The organism is Rhodococcus sp. 05-2256-B1, assembly GCF_002258465.1.
Taxonomy (GTDB): domain Bacteria; phylum Actinomycetota; class Actinomycetes; order Mycobacteriales; family Mycobacteriaceae; genus Rhodococcoides; species Rhodococcoides fascians.
This window is the reverse complement of sequence record NZ_NOZA01000028.1, coordinates 1-24,277: the sequence shown is the minus strand read 5'-3', so window position 1 is coordinate 24,277 and position 24,277 is coordinate 1. Positions and strand designations below refer to the sequence as shown.

General features: G+C 64.6%; 19 protein-coding genes. 12 read left to right on the top strand and 7 right to left on the bottom strand.

Features of this window, described 5'->3' with window-relative positions; translation table 11 throughout:
* Positions 1-304 precede the first annotated feature (304 nt).
* Entirely contained in the window at positions 305-685 is a 381-nt protein-coding gene (locus CH285_RS16865; protein WP_032365519.1) for a DUF1844 domain-containing protein, read from the top strand.
* 81 nt (positions 686-766) lie between these two features.
* Here the strand turns inward: CH285_RS16865 and uvrA are convergent, their stop codons facing one another.
* The gene (uvrA, locus tag CH285_RS16860) at positions 767-3,691 is read right to left on the bottom strand and encodes an excinuclease ABC subunit UvrA (protein WP_032374518.1); all 2,925 of its coding nucleotides are present in this window, start codon (positions 3,689-3,691) and stop codon (positions 767-769) included.
* 258 nt (positions 3,692-3,949) lie between these two features.
* Between uvrA and CH285_RS16855 the strand changes: the two genes are divergently transcribed.
* The 3 genes from CH285_RS16855 (at position 3,950) to CH285_RS16845 (ending at position 8,438) form a co-directional block, all read left to right on the top strand.
* Positions 3,950-4,639, top strand: coding sequence for an MBL fold metallo-hydrolase (locus tag CH285_RS16855; protein ID WP_032365520.1), 690 nt, complete (start codon positions 3,950-3,952; stop codon positions 4,637-4,639).
* Between the two features lie 140 nt (positions 4,640-4,779).
* Positions 4,780-5,970, top strand: a complete 1,191-nt coding sequence (locus CH285_RS16850) for a DoxX family protein (RefSeq protein WP_094644637.1) — start codon at positions 4,780-4,782, stop codon at positions 5,968-5,970.
* A 146-nt stretch (positions 5,971-6,116) separates the two neighbouring features.
* A complete protein-coding gene (locus CH285_RS16845) occupies positions 6,117-8,438 on the top strand; it encodes a HelD family protein (protein WP_094644636.1) in 2,322 nt (773 codons plus the stop codon).
* 78 nt (positions 8,439-8,516) lie between these two features.
* Here the strand turns inward: CH285_RS16845 and CH285_RS16840 are convergent, their stop codons facing one another.
* Positions 8,517-8,969, bottom strand: a complete 453-nt coding sequence (locus CH285_RS16840; protein WP_008715916.1) for a universal stress protein — start codon at positions 8,967-8,969, stop codon at positions 8,517-8,519.
* Between the two features lie 182 nt (positions 8,970-9,151).
* Between CH285_RS16840 and CH285_RS16835 the strand changes: the two genes are divergently transcribed.
* Positions 9,152-12,013, top strand: a complete 2,862-nt coding sequence (locus CH285_RS16835; protein ID WP_094644635.1) for an alpha/beta fold hydrolase — start codon at positions 9,152-9,154, stop codon at positions 12,011-12,013.
* Positions 12,010-12,867 carry an ABC transporter permease gene (locus CH285_RS16830; protein WP_032365525.1) on the top strand — a complete coding sequence of 286 codons (858 nt, stop codon included), beginning with the start codon at positions 12,010-12,012 and terminating at the stop codon, positions 12,865-12,867. The genes CH285_RS16835 and CH285_RS16830 overlap by 4 nt, the downstream gene beginning before the upstream one ends.
* 6 nt (positions 12,868-12,873) lie before the next feature.
* On the opposite strand, the gene CH285_RS16825 is transcribed toward CH285_RS16830, so the two are convergent.
* Both CH285_RS16825 and uvrB read right to left on the bottom strand, forming a co-directional pair.
* Positions 12,874-13,740 carry an SCO6745 family protein gene (locus CH285_RS16825; RefSeq protein ID WP_032370338.1) on the bottom strand — a complete coding sequence of 289 codons (867 nt, stop codon included), beginning with the start codon at positions 13,738-13,740 and terminating at the stop codon, positions 12,874-12,876.
* A gap of 64 nt (positions 13,741-13,804) precedes the next feature.
* A complete protein-coding gene (gene uvrB / locus CH285_RS16820; RefSeq protein ID WP_027497251.1) occupies positions 13,805-15,967 on the bottom strand; it encodes an excinuclease ABC subunit UvrB in 2,163 nt (720 codons plus the stop codon).
* A 78-nt stretch (positions 15,968-16,045) separates the two neighbouring features.
* Between uvrB and CH285_RS16815 the strand changes: the two genes are divergently transcribed.
* A complete protein-coding gene (locus CH285_RS16815) occupies positions 16,046-16,591 on the top strand; it encodes a DUF402 domain-containing protein (protein WP_032365527.1) in 546 nt (181 codons plus the stop codon).
* Positions 16,592-16,607: 16 nt separating this feature from the next.
* Here the strand turns inward: CH285_RS16815 and coaE are convergent, their stop codons facing one another.
* On the bottom strand, positions 16,608-17,825 hold the full coding sequence (gene coaE / locus CH285_RS16810; protein WP_032370432.1) for a dephospho-CoA kinase: 1,218 nt from the start codon (positions 17,823-17,825) through the stop codon (positions 16,608-16,610).
* Positions 17,826-17,954: 129 nt separating this feature from the next.
* On the opposite strand from coaE, the gene CH285_RS16805 reads away from it, so the two are divergent.
* Entirely contained in the window at positions 17,955-18,164 is a 210-nt protein-coding gene (locus tag CH285_RS16805) for a hypothetical protein (protein ID WP_027497254.1), read from the top strand.
* Between the two features lie 148 nt (positions 18,165-18,312).
* Here the strand turns inward: CH285_RS16805 and rpsA are convergent, their stop codons facing one another.
* Positions 18,313-19,791, bottom strand: a complete 1,479-nt coding sequence (gene rpsA / locus CH285_RS16800; protein ID WP_027497255.1) for a 30S ribosomal protein S1 — start codon at positions 19,789-19,791, stop codon at positions 18,313-18,315.
* 214 nt (positions 19,792-20,005) lie between these two features.
* Here rpsA and CH285_RS16795 point away from each other — a divergent pair, with 214 nt between their 5' ends.
* Positions 20,006-20,833 carry a class I SAM-dependent methyltransferase gene (locus CH285_RS16795; RefSeq protein WP_094621180.1) on the top strand — a complete coding sequence of 276 codons (828 nt, stop codon included), beginning with the start codon at positions 20,006-20,008 and terminating at the stop codon, positions 20,831-20,833.
* 12 nt (positions 20,834-20,845) lie between these two features.
* Here the strand turns inward: CH285_RS16795 and CH285_RS16790 are convergent, their stop codons facing one another.
* Entirely contained in the window at positions 20,846-21,943 is a 1,098-nt protein-coding gene (locus tag CH285_RS16790; RefSeq protein ID WP_094621226.1) for an isocitrate/isopropylmalate dehydrogenase family protein, read from the bottom strand.
* A 9-nt stretch (positions 21,944-21,952) separates the two neighbouring features.
* Between CH285_RS16790 and CH285_RS16785 the strand changes: the two genes are divergently transcribed.
* The 3 genes from CH285_RS16785 (at position 21,953) to trxA (ending at position 24,128) form a co-directional block, all read left to right on the top strand.
* Positions 21,953-22,459: a 2'-5' RNA ligase family protein gene (locus CH285_RS16785; protein WP_094644634.1), complete on the top strand. Its 507-nt coding sequence runs from the start codon at positions 21,953-21,955 to the stop codon at positions 22,457-22,459.
* 210 nt (positions 22,460-22,669) lie between these two features.
* The gene (locus tag CH285_RS16780; RefSeq protein ID WP_032365530.1) at positions 22,670-23,668 is read left to right on the top strand and encodes a helix-turn-helix domain-containing protein; all 999 of its coding nucleotides are present in this window, start codon (positions 22,670-22,672) and stop codon (positions 23,666-23,668) included.
* Between the two features lie 88 nt (positions 23,669-23,756).
* Positions 23,757-24,128: a thioredoxin gene (gene trxA / locus CH285_RS16775; RefSeq protein WP_027497260.1), complete on the top strand. Its 372-nt coding sequence runs from the start codon at positions 23,757-23,759 to the stop codon at positions 24,126-24,128.
* Positions 24,129-24,277: the final 149 nt, after the last annotated feature.

The window sequence follows — 24,277 nt, the reverse complement described above, 5'->3', positions numbered from 1 at the left end:
CCGGTCGATCCGTACGACATAGCGCGTCGTACAGTCTCCTCACGAGGAGGAAGCACTGGGGAATCCCGATTGGGAGACCTTCGTGCGACCGGACCGGAAGCGATCCATTCGGATCACATACCGGTGGGAGTCGGGCTCCACTTGCTGCCTCCATGCGGTGAACTCCATCGAGGAGCGCACGCCGAAGACGGTCGTCGAGTCAGACTACCAGCAGAATGCCGAAACCGACAATCGCACCGGTCGATGAAGCCGAGTCGACACCCGATCCGACCGACGGCACCCGCGGCGTGGGATTCTCGTAGGTATGACCAGTTCATCCACGCCCGCCGATCCCGCAGGCTCCGACCCCACCGGTATCGAGCAAGAAGTCCGGGAACTCGCCGAGGTTCCCGCGGTCGAGGTCATCAGCCGTGCAGCGGTGATGCTGATGAGTTCCGCGGCCGAGAAGCTGGGTCTGTCCGAGCCCGATCCCGCGGAGAGCCCCTACCTCGATCTCGACGAGGCCCGACGCGTCATCACCGCACTCGCCGGCTTGGTCACCGCGTCGGTCGAGTACCTCGGTCCCCACGCTGGACCGATTCGCGACGGCCTCCAGGCACTGCAACGCGCGTTCCGGGAAGCCTCGGCACACCCGGACGAGCCAGGACTCGGCCCCGGTGAGAAGTACACCGGCCCGGTGCACTGAACGAGCGCACCCCACCCCACCCACAGACGACGAAGCCGCATCCGGCAATCCGGATGCGGCTTCGTCGTCGACGTGTTCGCGTCAGACCGCAGCGACCTTACGAGCCCGACGCTTCTTCGGGGCCGCCTTCGGCGTGGACGCCACTACCTCGCGGGAGAGCGCCTCCTGCAGGAATTTTCCGGTGTAGCTTTCGGGCACCGCTGCTACGGCTTCCGGATTACCCTGCGCCACAACCGTTCCGCCGCCCGAACCACCTTCGGGCCCCATGTCGATGACCCAGTCGGAGACCTTGATGACATCGAGATTGTGCTCGATGACAATCACGGTGTTCCCCTTGTCGACGAGTCCGTTCACCACGCCGAGCAACTTCCGGATGTCCTCGAAATGCAGGCCCGTGGTCGGCTCGTCGAGAATGTAGACGGTGCGGCCGGTCGATCGCTTCTGCAACTCGGCTGCGAGTTTCACACGCTGAGCTTCGCCGCCGGACAGTGTCGTCGCCGGTTGACCCAGGCGGACGTAACCGAGGCCGACCTCGACGAGTGTCTTGAGGTACCGGTGAATAGACGTGATGGCCTCGAAGAAGTCGGCAGCCTCCTCGATCGGCATGTCCAGGACCTCGGCGATGGTCTTGCCCTTGTAGTGCACTTCGAGCGTCTCGCGGTTGTAGCGAGCGCCTTCGCACACCTCGCAGGGGACGTAGACGTCGGGCAGGAAGTTCATCTCGATCTTCAACGTGCCGTCTCCCGAGCATGCCTCGCACCGACCGCCCTTGACGTTGAACGAGAATCGCCCGGGCTGATACCCACGAACCTTGGCCTCGGTGGTGGCCGCGAACAACGTACGGATCTTGTCGAACACCCCGGTGTACGTCGCGGCGTTGGACCGGGGCGTGCGGCCGATCGGCGACTGGTCGACGCGAACCAGCTTGTCCAGTTGGTCGAGACCGTTGATCCGGGTGTGCCGACCGGGAACCTGCCGGGCACCGTTGAGCTTGTTGGCCATCACGGTCGCAAGGATGTCGTTGACCAGAGTCGACTTGCCCGAGCCGGAGACACCGGTGACCGACGTCAGAACACCGAGGGGGAAGCTGACGTCGATTCCCTGGAGGTTGTGTTCACGGGCACCCACGACGGTGACCTGTCGCTTCTTGTCGACCACCCGACGGGTGTCCGGCAACGGGATCTCCATGCGACCCGACAGATATGCACCCGTGAGCGATTCGTCGTTGGTCAGCAGGTCCGCGTATGAACCGCTGTGCACGACGCGTCCGCCGTGCTCACCGGCCAGCGGTCCGATATCGACGACCCAGTCCGAGGTACGGATGGTGTCCTCGTCGTGCTCGACGACGATCAACGTGTTGCCGAGATCGCGCAGTCGCGTCAGGGTGTCGATGAGCCGGCGGTTGTCCCGTTGATGCAGTCCGATGGACGGCTCGTCCAGTACGTAGAGCACGCCGACGAGGCCGGAGCCGATCTGCGTGGCGAGCCGGATACGTTGGGCCTCGCCGCCGGAGAGCGAGCCCGCGGTGCGCGCCAACGACAGGTATTCGAGACCCACGTCCAGCAGGAAGCCGAGTCGAGCCTGAACCTCCTTGAGGACCTGGCCCGCAATCGCTTCCTCGCGTCGCCCCAGAGTGAGACTGTTGAGGAAGTCGGCCGTATCGGCGATGGAGAGTTCACACACCTCGGCGATCGACTTCGGCCCGAAATCACCTGCCGCGATGGTGACCGACAGAATTTCCGGACGCAGCCTGGCTCCGTTGCAGGTAGGACACGGAACGTCGCGCATGTAGCCGTCGTAGCGTTCCTTCATCTGTTCGGATTCGGTCTGCTCGAGGCGGCGGTGCAGGAAGGGCATGACGCCCTCGAACTCGGCGTAGTACGACCGGGTGCGGCCGTACCGGTTCTTGTACTTCACGTGCACCTGGTGGTCGCTGCCCTCCAGGACAGCTCGCTTGACCTTCGCCGGCAGCTTGTTCCACGGAGCGTGCAGATCGAAGCCCATGGCGTCGGCGAGTCCGGACAGCAAGCGACCGAAGTACTCCGACGTCTGGCCCATCGACCAGGGCGCGATGGCACCGTCGGCCAGACTCAGATCACCGTCGGGCACCACCAGCTCGGGATCGACCTCCTTGCGCACGCCGAGCCCGACACAGTCGGGGCAGGCACCGTAAGGCGAGTTGAACGAGAACGATCGCGGTTCGAGGTCGTCGATGGACAGCGGGTGGCCGTTGGGGCACGCGAGCTTCTCCGAGAAACGACGCTCCCGATCGGGGGCGTTCTCCTCACGGTCGACGAAGTCGAGAACCACGATGCCGTCCGCGAGCCGCAGTGCGGTCTCCACCGAGTCGGTGAGCCGCTGCTTCGAGCTGGACTTGACGGTGAGTCGGTCGACAACGACCTCGATGTCGTGTTTTTCCTGCTTCTTCAAGACCGGCGGGCTGCTGAGCTGGTGGACGACACCGTCGACGCGCACACGTGAGTAGCCCTGGGTGTTGAGCGAGTCGAACAGGTCGACGAACTCGCCCTTACGGGTTCGGACCACCGGCGCGAGGACCTGGAATTTGAGGCCCTCCTCCATGTCGAGAACCTGATCGACGATCTGCTGTGGGGTCTGCTTGGCGATCTGCTCGCCGCACACCGGGCAGTGCGCAGTGCCCGCCCTGGCGTAGAGCAACCGTAGGTAGTCGTAGACCTCGGTGATGGTGCCCACGGTGGAGCGTGGGTTGCGGTTGGTCGACTTCTGGTCGATCGAGACCGCGGGCGACAGGCCTTCGATGAAGTCGACGTCGGGCTTGTCCATCTGCCCGAGGAACTGCCGTGCGTATGCGGACAGCGACTCCACGTAGCGACGCTGGCCTTCGGCGAAGATCGTGTCGAAGGCGAGAGACGACTTGCCCGAACCGGACAAACCGGTGAACACGATCAGCGCGTCCCGGGGCAGGTCGATATCGACCCCCCTCAAGTTGTGCTCCCGTGCACCTCGCACTATCAGGCGATCCGCCACTGTGTTCCCTTCTTTTCTCACGAGCACGTCGAGCCGTGTTGCTGCTCGACGCAGCATTGTCCGACGTCGAGTCGATGATGACGCGTGGTGCCGATGCACCGATCACACGCCGTGTAGCCGAGGACTCCACGTCGAAAACCTGTCGAGGTGAGGGACGAACCTCACCTCGTAGCAATGGTAGGTCCAGGTACCGACACACTTTTCCACGAGCGTGACCCCGGCGCTCCCGTCGTTGCTGCCGACGGTAGCGTCCTCGAAATGGACGAGCACCTCATGGTCATCGACGACAATTACACCGGCGTCGTTGCACAGGGTTCACCCCCGCAGCGGCGGACGATCCCCGGAGCCACGATCACCAAGATGTCGGTCGGCCCCATGGACAACAACACCTACCTGGTCGTCTGTTCCGCAACGGGACATTCCCTGCTGATAGACGCCGCCAACGAGGCCGACCGCATCTCACTGCTTCTCGACGAGAACGCACCGACGCTGTCTCTGATCGTCACCACACATCAGCATGCCGACCACTGGCAGGCGCTGGCCGATATCGCCGGTGGCACCGACTCCCCCACCGCGGCCCACGAGCTGGATGCAGAACCGCTGCCGGTAGCTCCGGACCGTTTTCTTGCCGACCACGACACGGTGTCGGTGGGCGAGCTCACGTTCGATGTGGTGCATCTGACCGGTCACACTCCGGGCTCGATAGCACTCGCGCTGACCGACACCGAGGGCAAGACGACGCACCTCTTCACCGGTGATTCCCTGTTCCCCGGCGGCGTCGGCAAAACCAACGGCCCCGAGGACTTCACCCACCTGCTCGACGACGTGAGCGCCAAATTGTTCGACCGTTTCGCCGACGACACCGTCGTCTACCCCGGGCACGGCAAGGACACCACTCTCGGTGACGAGCGGCCGCACCTGGCGGAATGGCGCGAACGCGGCTGGTGACGCCGCACGTGCTTGAGACCGTGAAACACGGGGTATGAAGAGTGTGACAAAAGTGCACGCACCGGTGATTTCGAACTACTTTCGGTGCGAGTCCGCACGTACAACCGCCATGACACGAGAAACTACGCAGGAGGCTGTCAATGCTGGTCCGCCGTATCGCCCGTCCGCTGATGTCTACGATTTTCATCTCCGGGGGCGTCGATGCACTTCGTAATCCCGCCGGCAGGGCGAAGGCAGCCGCTCCGCTGATCGAGCAGAGCAAGGATGCTCTGCCGAACGAAGTCACCGCGAACGTGCCGACCGATCCCGAGACGTTGGTTCGGATCAACGGCGGTATCCAGGTCGCCGGCGGCATTCTGTTGGCCACCGGCAAGGCACCGCGTATCGCATCGCTCGCTCTGGCCGGAAGCCTCGTTCCGACGACACTGGCCGGACACGCGTTCTGGAACGAGACCGACCCGGAGACCAAGGCTGCGCAACGCATCCACTTCTTCAAGAACCTCAGCCTCCTCGGCGGACTGCTGATCGCGGCCGTCGACACCGAGGGCAAGCCCTCCGTCGCGTGGCGCAGCAAGCGGGCGGCACGCCGCGCACAGGAATCTGTGGTCTCTGCGCTGCCCGGTCACACCACTCACGACACCGGGGAACTCGTCAAGGAAATTGCCTCGATCGCAGCGAGCCGCGGTGCCGACTTGGCCGACGCCGCACAGCCGAAGCTGGCCAAGCTCGCCGACGCCGCACAGCCGAAGCTGGCCAAGTTCGCCGACATCGCCGGCGAGAAGGGCTCGGAGCTGGCAGAGGTCGCGCAGCCCGCTCTGAACCGGTGGGCTCACATCGCCGCCGACAAGGGTTCGGAGCTGGCAGAGGAAGCCCAGAAGCGGGGCTCGAAGCTCGCCGAGCTTGCCGCCGACCGCGGAAGCGATCTGGCCGAAGAAGCCCAGAAGCGTGGCTCGAAGCTCGCCGACAAGGCCGCGCACCGCAGCTCGGATTGGGCCGAACTCGCTCAGAAGCGGGGCTCGAAGTTGGTCGACGTCGCTGCCGACCGTCGCAGTGAACTGGCCGAGGTGGCGCAGAAGCGCGGAGCAAAGCTCGCCGATCTCGCTGCCGAGAAGGGATCCGTTCTGGCCGAAGAGGCTCAGAAGCGCGGTGCCACGTGGGCCGACATCGCGTCGGATCGGGTCGACACCCTCGGCAAGCGCGCTCGTAAGCGGGCCGAGAAGCAGAACAAGGAACTCGAGAAGGCAACCGAGCAGGCTCGGGCCAAGCTCGAGAAGCGAGTTGCCAAGGCGCAGAAGAACTTGGACAAGAAGCTCCAGCAGTACGCGAAGTAGGTCTACCCACGACGCTCGGCGTCGTTCGCGCGCACGGCCCTGTCCCAGAACTCGCGGTTCTGCGGCAGGGCCGTTCTGCGGCGTAGACTGCTCTGGCTGATTTCGAGGCGATATCGTCGCCTCGGCCGAACTCCCGAGGAGAACCTTTGCCGGACGACGGCCACCCATCGAACGATCCCGGTGCACCCATCGAGGAAGACCTCGAACAGGCGCACCTGACGCGCTTGTACACGCAGCTCGATTCGCTGCGCGAGTATGCAGCAAACCGACTTCGCGCCGTGCTGCTCGAGACCGGCGGAACACCGCAGGCCCGAAGCGAGCGCGAATCCTTCAACCAGATGTACACCGAGGACATCGCCAAGTACGACGCAGCCGAGAACGGGCTCTGCTTCGGACGCATCGACCTCGACCCGGACACCCTCGATCCGAAAGTCGACGACCGCCCCGAGCGTTACATCGGCCGTGTCGGAATCCTCGACGACAAGAACGATTACGAGACACTACTGCTGGACTGGCGAGCTCCCATGGCCCGTCCGTTCTATCTGGCGACACCGGCAGCTCCCGAAAACGTGTTGCGCCGCAGGCACATCCGTACCCGCGGACGCAAGGTGACCGCCATCGCCGACGAGTTCCTGGACCTCGAGTCCGCGCAGTCGTCCAACGATGCCGCTGTTGCGGGTGGCGTCGCCAGCGAGGGTGCGCTGCTGTCCGCTCTCGATGCAGCGCGAACCGGTCAGATGAACGACATCGTCGAGACGATCCAGAGCGAGCAGGACGCGATCATCCGCTCACAGCATCGCAGTGTGCTGGTGGTGCAGGGCGGACCGGGCACCGGCAAGACGGCCGTGGCACTGCACCGAGCAGCGTATCTGCTGTACACGTACCGTCAACAACTCGGCAAGAGCGGTGTCCTGATCATCGGGCCCAACGCCAAGTTCCTCGACTACATCGGCCAGGTGCTGCCGTCGCTGGGCGAAACCGGGGTATTGCTGTCGACGATCGGCGATCTGTACCCCGGAGTCCGTGCGCAGCGCGAGGATTCGGCTCTGGCCACCGAGGTCAAGGGCAGACTGTCGATGGTCGACGTACTGACGCAGGCAGTGCGTGATCGCCAGGAGGTGCCCGCACAGCCGCGCCGGCTGAAGTTCGACACCTACGACATCACCCTCGATCGAAAGATAGTCACGCGTGCCCGCGGCCGCGCCCGGTCCTCCCGGCGACCACACAACTTGGCTCGACCTCTGTTCGTGTCCTCGGTCATCGACCAGTTGGCCAATCAGCTGGCCGCGAAACTCGGCCAGAACGTGGTGGACGGATCGAGCTTGCTCAGCGCCGACGACATCGCGGACATGCGGGACGAGATGCGCGAGGACCACGACGTGATGGCTGCGATAGACGAGTTGTGGCCGGATCTGTCACCCCAGCAGGTTCTTCGAGACCTGTTCGCATCGCCGGAGAAGATCGCATCGGCCGCACCTGCGCTCGACGAGTCGGAGCGCGAGTCGCTGCTGCGCCGCGGCCACGGCTTCTCGTCCGCGGATGCCCCGCTGCTCGACGAGCTCGCCGAGCTGCTCGGCGTCGACGATGCTGCCGAACGTGAACAGGCCCAGCGTCAATGGCGTGGCCAGATCGCCGATGCCCAGGGCGCGCTGGACATCCTGACCGGGTCTGCACCACAGGACCTCGAAGACGAACTGGACCCGGAGATTCTGATGGCGTACGACCTGATCGACGCCGACCAGCTTGCGCGACGCCAGAATTCGGGTCAGCGACTCACCACCGCGGAACGCGCCGCCGGCGACCGTACCTGGACCTACGGGCACGTTATCGTGGACGAGGCACAAGAGCTGTCGGCGATGGCGTGGCGAATGGTGATGCGGCGCATCCCCAATCGGTGGATGACACTGGTGGGTGACACCGCGCAGACCGGTGATCCGGCCGGAACCTCGTCCTGGGGATCGGTGCTCGAACCCTATGTGGCTCAACGCTGGAAGCTCACCGAACTGACGGTCAACTACCGAACGCCGTCGGAGATCATGACCGTGGCGCACGACGTGCTCGCGGCGATCGATCCGGAGCAGTCCGAACCGCGATCCATTCGCAGCATCGGCGTCGAGCCGTGGGCTCAACGCGTAGCCGCAGCAGATCTGGTGACGACGGTCGAGAAGCGAGTGGCCGACCACCCTCGTCCCGGCCTGAGCGCAGTGCTCGTTCCCTCCGAACTCGTCGCCCAACTGCAGCACCTGGCGTCGGATGTGGTGACCGTGTCGACGGTCAAGGACGCGAAAGGGCTCGAGTTCGACTCGGTGCTCATCGTCGAGCCGAGCGCGATCGTTGCGGAGTCCGTCAAGGGTATGAACGACCTCTACGTGGCCCTGACCCGAGCAACCCAGCGACTCGGCGTCGTCCATGTGGATCCTCTGCCCCAGGAGCTCGGGGCCCTGCAGCCCTTCGACGCCGAGGCCTGACGAGAACAGTCCGACGAGAACAATCGGCCCGCCCCGTCATCTTCGACGGGGCGGGCCGATTGTCGTACTACGAGAAGATCAGCGGACGGTATGGACGATCAGGACGTCACAGGTCGACTTGCGGGCCGCGTCGGACGGAACCGAACCGAGCAACCGACCGGTCAGCGAGTTGAGCCCACGGTTGCCGACGACGAGTAGATCGCCCTTGACCTCGTCCACGAGTGCCAGGAGGGACTCGACGGGCGCTCCGACGATCGGCTTCTCCTCGATGTTCTTCGCGCCGGCCTTGGTGGCGTGCTCTCGGGCGGTGCGCAGGATTTCGCGCGTCGGTGCCGAACCGGTGATCTGGTAGGCGTCCTCGCGGAGTGCGTCGGCGGCGGCAGAGGTGTCTTTCGGATCGGCCGGGTAGTAGGCACACGCGATCACCAGGGTGGCATCGGCATCTCCCGCCAGAGCCGCGGCCTTCTCCACTGCCCGCAGTGACGATTCGGAGCCATCGGTTCCGACGACGACGGTGCGGTAGGCGCTCATTCATTCCTCCATTTGTCGGTCACACACAGATGTGACACTTCTGGTCGAACTGGATTGGTGCAAGTCACAGGACCGAAAGACGTGGTCCGGGTACTGATGCGCTGACAGTAGCCGGAAGTCGACGATCGGCACGTGAACTTGGGGAACAACACGATCCGCGCCACTCACATACATTGGTTTGCATGCCGATCCCCCGCCCGCCGTTGTCGAGACGGGCCCTCGCTCTCGGTGCCGTCGCGATCTCGATCGTGATCGTGGCCGCCCTCGCATTCGCATTCCTCCCCCAGGGACGCGAAGCCGACACTGCTACGCGTGACGCGCGCATCACGCTACCGGACAGCCCCGGTTCGACGGAGACCGTCGACCTCGACACCCGGCTCTACATTCCCGAGTCCACCCCCGCTCCGGCTGTGTTGCTCGCGCACGGCTTCGGCGGCAGCAAGGACTCGGTCGACGGCGAAGCTCGTGATCTCGCCGCGCGCGGATACGTGGTTCTCGCCTACACCGCACGCGGCTTCGGTGACAGCACGGGTTCGATCTCCATCAACGACCCCGATCGCGAGGTCGCCGATGCCCGCGGCCTGATCGACTGGCTGGCCGAACAGCCCGAAGTACAGCTCGACGCTCCTGGTGATCCCCACGTCGGCGTGGCAGGCGGATCGTACGGCGGGGCACTGGCCCTCAGCGCAGGCGGAACAGACCCCCGCGTGGACTCGGTGGCCGCTGCCATCACCTGGAACGACCTGGGCCAGGCCCTGTTCCCCAACTTCGGCGTCACCTCGTCCGCAGGTCGAGAAGCGCTCGGAAACATCGACTCCCCGGCCGGTGCCGAATACGGCGGACCCGGCGTCCTCAAACGTGGATGGGCCGGGGTCTTCTTCGGAGCGGGTGCCTCCAGCGCTGCGCCCGGTAGTGCCGGGGACGGTAACCGTGGCGGTGGCGGTGGCGCATCCGCGTGCGGCAGATTCGCCCAGGAATTCTGCGACGCCTACGCACAATCCGCAGTGACCGGCATTCCCAGCCAGCCACTACTCGATCTGTTGACTGCCCACTCGCCCGTCGCGGTGGCGTCGAACATCACGGCTCCGACGCTTCTCCTACAGGGCACCCAGGACACTCTGTTCGGTCTCGACCAGGCCGACGCGACGGCTCGGCAGATCGCAGCCGCAGGCGGTGACGTGACCGTTCGGTGGTTCGACGGTGGGCACGATGCCGGTGGAACGAACGGTGCGTCGGATCGAGCCGTCGCGGACTTCTTCGACCGGACTCTGCGCGGCACCCCCGATCCCGCGACCTCCGAGAGCGCGCCGTTCGTGTATTCGACGCAGCGCGCAGCCGATGAGCGAGGAGGAGAACGCAATCGTCGGATGACGGCTCCCGACTACCCAGGCCTGACCCCGAACTCCGAACCCACACAGACGAATACGGTGACCTTCACCCCCGCCTCGGACGGGACGATCATTCGTCCGCCCGGCGCGTCACCGTCCGCCATCTCGACGGTCCCCGGTCTGGGTTCGGTGTTGTCGATACTCGGATCGACCGGAGCCGGTGCAGCGCTGACTGCGGACCTTCCGGGCCAGTCCGCGATTTTCACCAGCGAGCCCGTCGACTCGTCACTGACCATCACCGGCGCGCCGAGAGTCGATCTCCGGGTGGCGTCCCTCGCCGGGCCCGGCCAGGCTGTGCTGTTCGCGAAACTGTACGACGTCGCCCCGAACGGCACACGGACCCTTCCCGGCGGCGCAGTGTCGGCCATCCGACTGCCCGACACCGGGAGCATCGATCCCGTCGACGTCACCGTCGCCCTCCCGGGAATCAGCTATACCGTCCAGCAAGGTCATCGTCTCGAACTGAGCGTCTCCACCACCGATCAGGCCTACGCCGTCCCGCTGGAGCCCGCACAGTTCAGCGTGACCATGGCGAACACGTCCGTCGCGTTGCCGACGGTTCCCGCGGTGGCGAGCGCGAACAGCACGGTACCCGTCGCTCCACTGATCGGAATCGGCGTGGTCGTCCTGGTCGTCGGATGCATCGTCGTGGCGACGATCGTGCGAACCAGACGCCGCACGGTGGCCGAGGTCGACGAGGCTCTGGTCGACACTCCCCTGGTGATCACCGACCTGGCCAAGACGTACTCGAACGGGTTCCGTGCCGTGGACGGCGTCAGCTTCGAGGTGAAACAGGGGCAGGTACTCGGACTGCTCGGACCGAACGGTGCCGGAAAGACCACCACGTTGCGCATGCTGATGGGCCTGATCACCCCCACCGGTGGCGACATCCGAGTCTTCGGTCACAAGGTCACACCCGGTGCCCCGGTGTTGTCGCGGCTCGGCTCCTTCGTCGAGGGTTCCGGGTTCCTTCCGCATCTGACCGGCACCCAGAACCTGCGGCTGTACTGGGAGGCGACAGGGCGACCGATCGAAGACGCTCACCTCGACGAGGCACTCGAGATCGCAGACCTCGGCGCAGCGATCGAACGCAAGGTCAAGTCCTACAGCCAAGGCATGCGTCAGCGCCTCGCCATTGCACAGGCCATGCTGGGTCTACCCGATCTCATGGTGTTGGACGAACCGACCAACGGCCTCGACCCGCCACAGATCCGAACCATGCGTGACGTGCTGATCAACTACGCGAAGACAGGGCGCACCGTGTTGGTCTCGAGCCACCTCCTCGCCGAAGTGGAACAGACGTGCACGCACGTCGTGGTCATGAACCGTGGCTCCGTGATCAGCTCGGGCACCGTCCGCGAGCTGACAGCGGCCGGTGGGCAGACCGAGATCAGGGTCGACGACGCCGACCGCGCCCAGTCGGTACTCGACGCCGCCGGCCATGACGGCGCGGTGATCGTCGACGACGGCACGGTGACCGTCGACCTGACCGACGCCGATTCCGCCGTTGTCATCAGAGAACTCGTCACGGCGGGGGTGTCGGTCCGCGGCTTCTCCCAGTCCACCCGACTCGAGGACGTGTTCCTCGACCTCGTTCATCGAGATACCCCAGGCCCAGTCGTTCACGAGACCGACTCCAGCGAGGATCGCTCATGAGTACAACGCACGCAGACGGCCGCGCAGCGGGCTACAGCGGCGGCCGCACCCTGCCGTTTCGTACCGAACTGCGTCGACAGTTGGGCCGGCGACGCACTCAGCTCGCCATCGGTTTCCTTGCCCTGCTACCGGTGATCCTTGTCGTCGCCTTCACCGTGGGCAGCTCCAGCGCCGACTCCGACGCCGGCGGGCTCATCGAGCTCGGCACGCGAGGCGGCATGAACTTCACCGTCTTCGCACTGTTCATGTCCGTCGGATTTCTGCTCATCGTCGTGGTGGCGCTGTTCTTCGGCGACTCCGTTGCGAGCGAGGCCTCGTGGTCGAGCCTGCGCTACCTGCTCGCCATCCCAGTTCCTCGAAGCCGACTGTTGACCCAGAAGGCACTCGTCTCGGCCACGCTGTCCAGCGCCGCCATTCTGGTGCTGGTCGGAGTGTCCCTACTGATCGGGACGGTGATGTACGGTGCCGAATCATTGGTCACGCCGCTGGGTGAGGGACTGTCGTACGGCACTTCCCTGGTGCGACTACTGATTGCGGTCGCCTACATCGGCGTCAATCTGCTGTGGGTGGCAGGTCTGGCGATGTTGCTGTCGGTGCTCACCGACGCCCCTCTCGGGGCCGTCGGCGGCGCGGTGATGACGTCGATTCTGATGCAGATCCTCGATCAGATCACGGCATTGGGGTCGCTGCGCAACTATCTGCCCGGGCACTACGCGAACTCGTGGATCGACGCCTTCGGCACGAACATCGACTGGAACGACATGGTGGTCGGATCGTTCTCGGCCATCACCTACGCGGCGGTCTTCGGGCTGATCGCGTGGAGACGATTCGCCACCAAGGACATCACCAGCTGAGGCGGCCTACTTCTTTTTGATCGCTGGCCCGAAGACGCCCTCGGGAATGGTGCCCTGGCCGACGATCGACTCACGCCACGGCGTCGCGAGCGAAACCAGCCGAGCTGCACCGTCCTCGCCGAGGGCGGCCCACGGCGCGACGGCGAGGTCGTTGGTGATGTCCTCGACCAACGTGCGGAGATCTTTCCCGTCCTGAGTCAAAGCGCCGTCGGCCGTCACCAATTCACGATCGGCCAAGGACGCCACGGCTCCGTTCCACTGCTCGGTCGACCATCCACGACGCTTGCGCGCGAATTCCTTCTCGAAGCCGTACCCGGTGGCGGTGTGGGTGATCAGCGCGTCCAGGCCGTTCAACCCCGCCGTCTGCAGCGCGGCAATGTGGCCGTCGCCGCGGTATTCGCGGATCAGGGTGAGAGCGTGCCACAACACGAGGTGCGGCGCTTGCGGCCAGTCGAGTTCGGCGTAGGCGGCGTACAGCGGCCGACCGTCGTCTCCTGGGATTCCACGCGCAGCGATCGATGCGAGGTCGGCAGCTTCGGCCATATCCGGGGACGCCAACGTCTCGGAGCCCAACAGACGCTCGAATGCGGTGTCGAGTGTGGCGTAACGGATTGCCATGATCTCGTCGGGAGAGGCGATGGCCCAGGCTGCCGGAATCAGCGGGCTGATCAGATCGCGGTTGAAGTTGTAGAACGTGGCTGTCACGACACCTGCACCGACCGGCCCGAGAGGTGCTGCACGACCGGCGAAATAGCAGGCCCGTGGCGGTAACCCAGCAGCAACGAGAGCGTCCTGCGTTTCCGGCAGGAAGTAGGTCATCGAGTGGATCAGTTCGAGTGCACGAGAGGTGCGGCCGGCGGTGGTTGCGTCCATCACTGAACCGTAACCGAACCATTTCGGATCGTTCCGCAGGCTCGACTCGCACCACCCGCGCGACCTACTTGAGGCCGGCCGCGTCCATGCCCCGGAGCTCCTTCTTCAGGTCCTGGATCTCGTCGCGCAGTCGACCGGCCAGCTCGAACTTCAACTCGCGGGCAGCGTTCATCATCTGATCGGTCATGTTCTTGATCAGGTCCGCCAACTCGGCGCGCGGCATCGACGAGACATCCTGCCCCTCGTACACGCCGGAGCTGACCGACCTGCCTGCTTCGCCCTGCGCTCGCCGACCACGGCTGGCGTTCCGACCCGAGCCACCCACTTCGACGGCCGTGTCGGTGTCCTCTGCTTCCTGATACACCTGATCGAGAATGTCGGCGATCTTCTTGCGCAGCGGTTGCGGATCGACTCCCCGCTCCTTGTTGTAGGCGATCTGCTTCTCGCGCCGACGTTCGGTCTCCTCGATCGCGTACGTCATGGAGTCGGTCATCTTGTCGGCGTACATGTGCACTTCACCGGACACGTTTCGAGCGGCGCGGCCGATCGTCTGAATGAGGCTGGTGCCGCTGCGAAGGAATCCCTCCTTGTCCGCGTCGAGAATGGCGACCAATGACACCTCGGGAAGGTCGAGGCCCTCCCGGAGGAGGTTTATGCCAACCAGGACGTCGTACTCACCCAGCCGAAGCTGCCGCAGCAGCTCGACTCGGCGCAACGTATCGATGTCGGAGTGCAGGTACCGGACGCGGATGCCCAGCTCGAGCAGATAGTCGGTCAGGTCCTCCGACATCTTCTTGGTCAATGTGGTGACAAGAACTCGTTCGTCCTTCTCGGCACGCTCGCGAATTTGGTGCACGAGGTCGTCGATCTGTCCCTTGGTCGGTTTGATGACGACCTTCGGATCGACGAGGCCGGTAGGACGGATGACCTGCTCGACGAATTCGCCGCCGGTCTGCCCCAGTTCGTACTTGCCGGGAGTAGCGGACAGGTAGACGGTCTGGCCGATCCTCTGTGTGAACTCTTCCCACGTCAGCGGCCGGTTGTCCGTCGCAGACGGCAACCGGAACCCGAAATCGACCAGGTTCCGCTTGCGCGACATGTCGCCTTCGTACATCGCGCCGATCTGCGGGACGGTGACGTGGGATTCGTCGATGACGAGTAGGAAGTCCTCGGGGAAGTAGTCGATCAGGGTCGCGGGTGCGGTGCCGGCCCCGCGACCGTCTATGTGCCGCGAGTAGTTCTCGATGCCGGAGCAGAAGCCGACCTGCTTGATCATTTCCAGGTCGTATTGCGTGCGCATCCGAAGCCGCTGCGCCTCGAGCAGCTTTCCCTTGCCTTCGAGCTCCGCCAGGCGCGCCTCGAGCTCGGCCTCGATGTCCTTGACCGCCCGTTCCATGCGCTCCGGTCCGGCGACGTAATGGGTGGCCGGGAAGATGCGTACCGAATCGACTTGGCGAACGATGTCGCCCGTCAGCGGATGCAGGTAGTACAGCGCCTCGATCTCGTCACCGAAGAACTCGATGCGAATAGCGAGCTCCTCGTACGACGGAATGATCTCCACGGTATCGCCGCGGACTCGGAACGATCCGCGGGTGAACGCCATGTCGTTGCGGGTGTACTGCACGTCGACCAGAAGCCGGAGCAGCGCATCACGCTGGACCTCGACGTTGACCTCGAGCTCGATCGACCGATCGACGTACGACTGCGGGGTACCGAGACCGTAGATGCACGACACCGACGCCACCACGACCACGTCTCGACGAGAGAGCAGGGATGCCGTCGCGGAGTGCCGCAGACGCTCGACGTCGTCGTTGATGGACGAGTCCTTTTCGATGTACGTATCGGTCTGCGCGATGTACGCCTCGGGCTGGTAGTAGTCGTAGTACGACACGAAGTACTCGACTGCGTTGTTGGGCAACATGTCTCGTAGCTCGTTCGCCAACTGCGCTGCGAGAGTCTTGTTCGGTGCCATCACCAGGGTGGGGCGCTGCAGTTTCTCGATCAGCCAGGCGGTGGTGGCCGATTTACCGGTACCGGTGGCACCGAGAAGCACGACGTCCTTCTCGTCCGCCTTGATCCGACGTTCGAGTTCGGCGATGGCGGTCGGCTGATCACCGGCCGGAACGTGTTCGCTGACGACCTCGAACGCCGGTCCGGTGCGCTCGATCGCTCCCACCGGACGGTGTTCGGAGTGCGCGACAACGGGATGTTCGGATGCAAACGCCATTACACAAGCGTAGACGCGACCACCGACAAGTTCCGTCGGAGAGACCTCGGAGGTCTGTTCCCGGTAGCTTCTACAGGCATGGTCGCTCACACGTCAGCCGGTGCGCACACCGTCGTTCATGCCCCGAAACACGAAACGTTCGACCTGGTCGCGAAGACCAACGTCGACCCCAAAGGGTTCGTTCGCGTGGTCGACGAATACCGCGTCGAGCCGTGGGGGCTGTACATGGCCCGGCCATCCGACCATGCCCACTTCGACTACCTGGAGTCCTGGCTACTGCCTGCTCTCGGGCTCCGGGCCTCGGTGTTCCATTATCTGCCCGCGCACGCCAGAGACCAGGACTACTACGTCGACATCGGCGAGTACACGGCCGGGGCCAGCCGATGGACCTCGGTCGATCACTATCTCGACCTCAGTGTTCGCACCGGCCGCGACTACGACCTGCTGGACGTCGACGAGCTGTTCGACGCGCGCGTGGCGCAGCATCTGGACACCCCGACGGCCGAGCGGGCGCTGTCCCGATCGATCGCGGCCATCGAAGGACTGACGCGGCACGATTACGACCTGAACGCCTGGCTCGCGTCCGTCGGCATGCCGACGGAATGGAACGGCAAACCGGCCTGAACCGCGCAGCTCTGCCTCAGGCAGTCCAGTTCGTCTCCTCCGCCCACTGCCACGCCCGCCGATACGCCACGTCGAACCACGGTGCCTTCGCGTTTACGTAGGCATCGATCGCCGGTTGATATTCGGCGATTCCGGCGGCAGCTTCTGACGCACGCCGCTTGATAGCGGCGTATTCCGTCGCGACAGCCGCGTCCGCCCGGAGCCAGTCGCGGAACAACAACGCGAACGTCTGGTTCGGCCAACCGTCGACTCGAACATGGACGTTGGCCGGTCGCCCGGGGTCTGCGTTGCCGTGAAAACGCTTGCCCCACACGGCCGGATCGGCCTCACCACCCACTCCGTACGCGGGCTTCGGATCGTCGAAGTCACTGGACTCGACGCCGGGGAACCCGGCGACGCGCAACTGTTCGCCGACCGAATCTGCGTCGGCCAGCGAGCGGACCGTGATCTGGATGTCGAGCACGTCCTTGGCGTCGAGTCCGGGTACCGCCGTCGATCCGACGTGGTCGATCCGAACAGCCTTGTCCCCACACGCGAGAGCAAGGCGCGCGATCATTCGCCGCGCCTGGGATTCCCAGGCCGGGTCTGCAGTCACGAGTTCCGGATGCGTCCGGGCGACAATGCCCTCTCTGAGGTTGCGCTCGAAGGGAATCACGCGCTCGTTCCACAAGTTTCGTACCTGATCGTCGACGCTGCCGGGCGCACCCGTGTTGTCTATCCACACATCTGCCGCAGCTCGGCGCGCATCGTCGGTCGCCTGCGCGGCGATGCGCGCGCGGGCATCGGCCTCGGGCATGTTTCGTTGGCCGGTCAGCCGACGTACTCGTTCCTCGGCGTCGACCCAGACGACGACGACCAGATGGAAGAACGGAGCCATCGAGCCTTCGACGAGAAGTGGAATATCTTGCACCACCACGGCATCCGCAGCCGCACCCTCGATGATCTCGGTAGTGCGCTGTCCGACCAATGGATGCACGATGGCATTGAGCTTCTTTCGCGACTCCTCGTCGCCGAAAGCCTTGGCGGCCAAGGCCGGCCGATCGAGTGACCCGTCGGGCGCCAGTATCTCGGTACCGAAGGCGTCCGTCAGTTGTTGCAGCCCAGGCGTTCCCGGCTCCACCACTTCGCGGGCAAGTACGTCCGAGTCGACGAGCACTCCCCCGAGTTCGGTCAGCACTTTCGCCACGGTCGATTTGCCGGCACCAATTCCGCCGGTCAGTCCCAGTCTCAGCATGCGTCCAGTCTGACACTCGAACACGCCGAAGCCCACCAGCCCCAAATGCACCGGTTTTGCGAGCCTGTCGGTTATCTTCGACGAGCGCGACCTCGATGTGCCGACCCACCGCCAGCGAAAAGGACACCCATGCAAAGCAATCAGATCCAACCGGGTCGGCACCGCCTCGGCATGGATGCAGGCGTTCACTGCATTCTCATTCCAGAAGTTGCCTCGGCGCTGGCCGACCACCGGCGTAACTGGTTCACCAACCTCCTGACCCCTGCCCGCCACAGCTTCGCCACGATGCGTAAGCGCACGGCGAGCGTCGGCCAGTGGAGTCCAGCCACCGCCGCGTAGTTCGCACTCCCCCTCAACCTTGGACCCGGTTCAGCAGAACCGGGTCCATTGTCGTTCCTGTTGCACCTGCGTATTCGAACGAGAAAGCCCCGGTTCTCACAGGGAGAACCGGGGCCGAGGTCACACCCTCACGGGTGGACTACTTCTATCAGGCGTTGCCCGACAGCTTCTCGCGAAGTGCAGCGAGCTGCGCATCGCTGGCCAGCGATCCACCGGTCGAGGCGGGAGCCGACGCTGCGGGAGCATCGCCTTCTGCATCGGCGGGAGCCTGACCCGACTCGGAGGAGTAGTTGGTGTTGGCGGCTTCGGCAGCTTCGTCCTTGGCCGTCTTCTCCATCTGAGCGGTGTGCATCTTGTGGCGACGCTCGGCCTCGGCGTAGCGACCTTCCCACTCTTCACGCTGCTTCTCGTAACCTTCGAGCCATTCGTTGGTCTCGGAGTCGAAGCCCTCGGGGAAGATGTAGTTGCCACCCTCGTCGTACGAGTCGGCCATGCCGTACTTGGACGGATCGAACTCTTCTGCGTAGTCCTCGTTGGCCTGCTTGAGGCTCAACGAAATCCGGCGACGCTCGAGATCGATGTCGATGACCTTGACGAGTGCGTCGTCGCCGACACCCACGACCTGGTCCGGAACCTCCACGTGGCGCTCGGCCAACTCGGAGATGTGCACGAGGCCCTCGATGCCCTCTTCGACGCGCACGAACGCACCGAACGGAACGAGCTTGGTGACCTTGCCGGGCACGATCTGGCCGATCGCGTGGGTGCGAGCGAACTGGCGCCACGGATCTTCCTGCGTTGCCTTGAGCGACAGCGACACACGCTCGCGGTCCAGGTCGACGTCGAGAACCTCGACGGTGACCTCGGTGCCGACCTCGACAACCTCGGACGGGTGATCGATGTGCTTCCAGGACAGCTCGGAGACGTGCACCAGGCCGTCGACGCCACCCAGGTCCACGAAGGCACCGAAGTTGACGATGGAGGACACGACGCCCTTGCGGACCTGGCCCTTCTGCAGCTGGTGCAGGAACTCGCTGCGGACCTCGGACTGGGTCTGCTCGAGCCATGCGCGACGCGACAGGACCACGTTGTTGCGGTTCTTGTCGAGCTCGATGATCTTGGCCTCGATCTCCTTGCCGACGTACGGCTGGAGGTCGCGGACGCGACGCATCTCGACGAGCGAGGCGGGGAGGAAGCCACGGAGACCGATGTCGAGGATGAGTCCACCCTTGACGACCTCGATGACGGTGCCCTTGACGGCCTCGTCCTTCTCCTTGAGCTCCTCGATCGTGCCCCAAGCGCGCTCGTACTGAGCTCGCTTCTTGGACAGGATCAGACGGCCTTCCTTGTCCTCCTTGGTGAGGACGAGTGCTTCGATCTCATCTCCCACGGAGACGACCTCGTTGGGGTCGACATCGTGCTTGATGGAGAGCTCGCGGGAAGGGATGACGCCTTCGGTCTTGTAACCGATGTCGAGTAGAACCTCGTCACGATCGACCTTGACGATGGTGCCCTCGACGATGTCACCATCGTTGAAGTACTTGATCGTGGCGTCGATGGCGGCGAGAAAATCCTCTGCGGAGCCGATATCGTTGACGGCTACCTGCGGTGAGGTTGTGGTTGAGGGCATGTGTTGAGTTGCTCCGGACGGGTTGGGTATCGGTTGATGGATGTTCGGTCGGACTTGTGAAACGTGTGCAGCACGAGCATCTTCCGCGGATCCGTTGCCGGCTCCGCACGCGTCGACGCCGGGCGAACCCGACCTGGGCGCAGCATGAACACACTCGCGTTGAACAGGGTACGCGATGCCGCAGTACCAGCACAAACCCGGTTAGAGTCGGCGTGTGACCAATCCTTCCGCACCGCTGTCCACCCCCGGCCGCGGCCGAATCGATTCGGTCGCGAGCGACCGCGCGAGTCGAACCTGGTGGGATTCGGATGCCGACAACTATCACCGTACGCACGGCGCGTTTCTGGGCGCGTCGACCGAATCCGGAGAGTTCGTCTGGTGCCCGGAGGGACTGCACGAGGGCGACGCGCATCTGCTGGGTGACGTCGCGGGCAAGGACATTCTCGAGGTGGGCTGCGGGAGCGCACCCTGCGCCCGCTGGCTCGGGACTCAGGGGGCGCGCGCCATCGGCCTCGACATCTCGATGGGCATGTTGCAGCGCGGCGTCGACGCGATGACCGCGGGCGGGTCGACGGTTCCGCTGGTGCAGGCCAGTGCCGAGTCCCTACCGTTCGCCGACGAGGGGTTCGACATCGTGTGCTCGGCCTTCGGTGCGGTTCCGTTCGTCGCGGACTCCGCCAACGTGATGAAGGAAGTGGCGCGGGTACTGCGGCCGGGCGGCATCTGGGTGTTCGCGGTCAACCATCCGATGCGCTGGGTGTTCCCCGACGATCCCGGGGTGGGCGGCCTGACCGCGACGATTCCGTACTTCGATCGAACCCCGTACGTCGAGTACGACGCCGACGGGACCCCCAACTACGTCGAGCATCACCGCACGATCGGTGATCGCGTGCGCGAGCTGGTCGCCGCAGGTCTCGAGGTTCGCGACATCGTCGAACCGGATTGGCCGGAGTGGCTCGACCGCGAGTGGGGTCAGTGGAGCCCACTGCGCGGCCAGCTGTTTCCCGGCACCGCGATCTTCAGTAGTCGAAAACCGCGGTGAGTCCGTAGTCGATCAGCGCCGGTGCACCCTGGCTTCGACGGTCTCGGTGAAGGCGCTGGTCGACGCCTGACCGCCGAGGTCCGCTGTCGCGACCCCGGATTCGACGGTGTCGTCTACGGCGTGCCGAATCCGGCCGGCTGCGGCGGCGAGCCGTACGTCCCCGTGCCGATCGGCGAGCCACTCGAGCAGCATCGCGGCCGACAGGAACAGTGCCGTCGGGTTGGCGCGATTCCTGCCTGCGATATCCGGGGCGGATCCATGGGAGGCCTGCGCCATGGCCTGGGTACGCGAAGAGTTGATCGACGGTGCCGTGCCGAGTGACCCGGACAGCTCTCCGGTCAGGTCGGAGAGGATGTCCCCGAACATGTTCTCGGCCACGATAACGTCGTAGTCCTCACCGCGTCGAACCAGATGCGCCGCGAGGGCGTCCACGTGCTCTTCGGTGACGTCTACCTGCGGAAACTCCTCGCCGACGGACCGGCAGGCATCGCGAAACAACCCCGTCGTCAACGACAGCACGTTGGTCTTGTGCACGATCGTCACTTTCTTCCGCCGCCGGTCTGCGAGCGAGAAGGCCTCACGAGCGATGCGTTCGCACGCCGAACGGGTGAACACTCCCACCGCGAGCGCTACATCGGGCGTGGGCATGAACTCGCCACTGCCGACGAACATGTTGCGGTCGGCGTAGAAGCCCTCGGTGTTCTCCCGCACCACCACCAGGTCCATCTGCGGCGACATCGCGCGCACTCCAGGAAGTGCCTTGGCCGGACGGATGTTGGCGAACAGATCGAAATGCTTGCGAATTCGTCCGCCCGGAGTCAGCTGAGATCGGAACGGCTCAGGGTACGACGCGCTGTCGTGAGGCCCGAGAATCCACGCCTCGAGCCTGCCGAGCTCGTTCAACGTGTGCTCGGGCATCGGCGTTCCGTGCTCGTCGAGAGCACCCAACCCCAGCGGCAAGTGCTGCCAGTCGACGACGGGACCGTGCACTGCGGCCAGAGCTGCGTCCACCACCCGGATCGTCGCAGGGACGATCTCGTGACCGATGCCGTCGCCGGTCATGGCCCCAATTCGTAAAGTCGGTGCATCTCGTCCGTCCGTCTGCGCCATCATGACTACATGGTGCAGTCCGCCGAACTCCTCCTCGACTCGGGGCTCGATACTGCGGTTCGCCGCGAGTGGGCGGCACTCTCCGATGCCGGCCTGCCGAGCCAGAACCGTCATCGGGGCGAGTCGAATCGACCGCACATCACCGTCTCGGTGGCGTCGTCCATGCCCGCGTCCGTCGATTCCGGTACGGCCGTGCGTTTCGACCCGTTCGATGTTCGTCTCGGCGGCCTCGTCGTATTCGGTGGCCGGACCGCCACCCTGGCCCGTCTGGTCGTGCCGAGCGTCGAACTGCTCGACCTGCATGCTCGGATGCATGCCGCCGTAGGCCCGGGCTCGTTCGACAATGTCGCCATCGGGCATTGGACGCCGCACGTGACGCTGGCCCGGCGGTTGACACCCGACGAAGCCGGTGCCGCGACGCGCCTGCTGTGCCCGCACCTGGACGACCTGATCGGCTCTGTCGTTGCCTTGCGTCGGTGGGACGGCGACAACAAGTGCGAATGGCGCATCGGCTGACCGTCGGGCCTGTCAGAACCGGAAGTCTCCGAATTGCGTCACCTCCGCATGTGTATCCGGCGTGCGGCCGACAGCGACCCACGCATCGAGGGCGAGAAACATCAACACAACCACCAGTACAATTGTCATGCCACCAGCGTCCTACCTGCGCCGACCCACCACGAGTGGCAGTAAAGACATGTATCGTCGATTTTCTGCCATACTGCTGTCATGCTGAAGAAGGTGGTCGCAGTACTGCTGCCGTTGACCGAGCAGTTCGAGCTCGGCGTGGCCTGCGAGGTGTTCGGATTCGACCGCTCCGACGAGGGACTGCCCACCTACGACTTCTCGTTGATCGCCGGGGTCCCCGACACGATTCGCACCCGGGTGGGTTACACGATCGATGTGCCCCACGATCTCGACCGGCTCGACAGCGCCGATCTGATCATCGTTCCGGCCGGCGGCACCGAATCGGCCGACGACGGAAGCTACGTGTGCGGCAGTAAGTACAGCCCCTCGATCGAGCCACTACTCGACAAACTCCGTGCGGCGGTGGACCGAGGCGCGCTGGTCGCCAGCCTGTGCAACGGCGCGTTCGTACTCGGCGCGGCGGGCCTGCTCGACGGCAGGCGGTGTACGACCCACTGGCGACACTCGGCCTCCCTGGCCGCGAAATACCCGTTGGCGCAGGTCGATCCGAACGTTCTCTACGTGGACGACGGGAATGTACTGACCAGTGCGGGCACCGCGGCCGGTATCGACCTGTGCCTGCACATCGTCCGCAAATACCAAGGCAGTGTCGTGGCCAACGGAATCGCGCGCAGAATGGTCGTTCCGCCACACCGTGACGGAGGCCAGGCGCAGTTCGTCACCAGTCCACTACCGGCGATCCGAACCGAAACGTTGGCACCGTTGCTCGATTGGATGACCGAGAACCTCGATTCGGAACTCACGATCGGCCGACTGGCTGCGCGGGTGAACATGTCGGCTCGTACATTCGCCCGCAAGTTCGCCGCCGAGACCGGCACGACGCCTGCGCGGTGGCTCAACGACCAACGCGTACTGGCTGCGCAGCAGCTCCTCGAGAACTCCGACCTGCCGATGGATTCGATCGCCGAAGTCGTCGGTTTCGGCAATGCCGCAGCCCTGCGCCAGCATTTCGTCCGACTTCGTTGCACGACGCCCAACTCGTACCGCCGAACATTCCGGGCCGCGCCGCAACCCGTGTGACGGACCACGGAGAGGAGTGGTCCGGGAAGATTCCGGAGAACCTCTGCGTTGAGACGAAAAAGAAGCGCAATCAATCGAAAGGGTACGCGTGGCCACTCAGACTTTGACTCAGCAGAATTTCGACGAGATCGTCACCAGCAACGACGTGGTATTGGTCGACTTCTGGGCCTCTTGGTGCGGTCCGTGCCGCCAGTTCGCGCCGACGTTCGAGAAGTCTTCCGACGCGCACCCGGACATCGTGCACGCCAAGGTCGACACCGAAGCCGAACAGGGCTTGGCCGCTGCCGCGCAGATCCAGTCGATCCCGACGATCATGGCCTTCCGCGAGGGCATCCTGGTCTACGCCCAGCCCGGCGCATTGCCCGCTCCGGCGCTCGAAGACCTCGTCGGCCAGATCAAGGCACTCGACATGGACGTCGTCCGTCAGCAGATCGCCGAGCAGGCACCCGCAGCGGAGTAATTCCCTCACAGCACAAAAACGAAGGGCCGTTCACCGAATCGGCGGGTTCTAACGATCCCCGCAACACCCTCGATTTGAGGGAGTTGCGGGGATCGTGGCATGTGCTGGGTTGAAGGTGCGGTTTTTCGAGGCGTTGGACCGTGAGGACG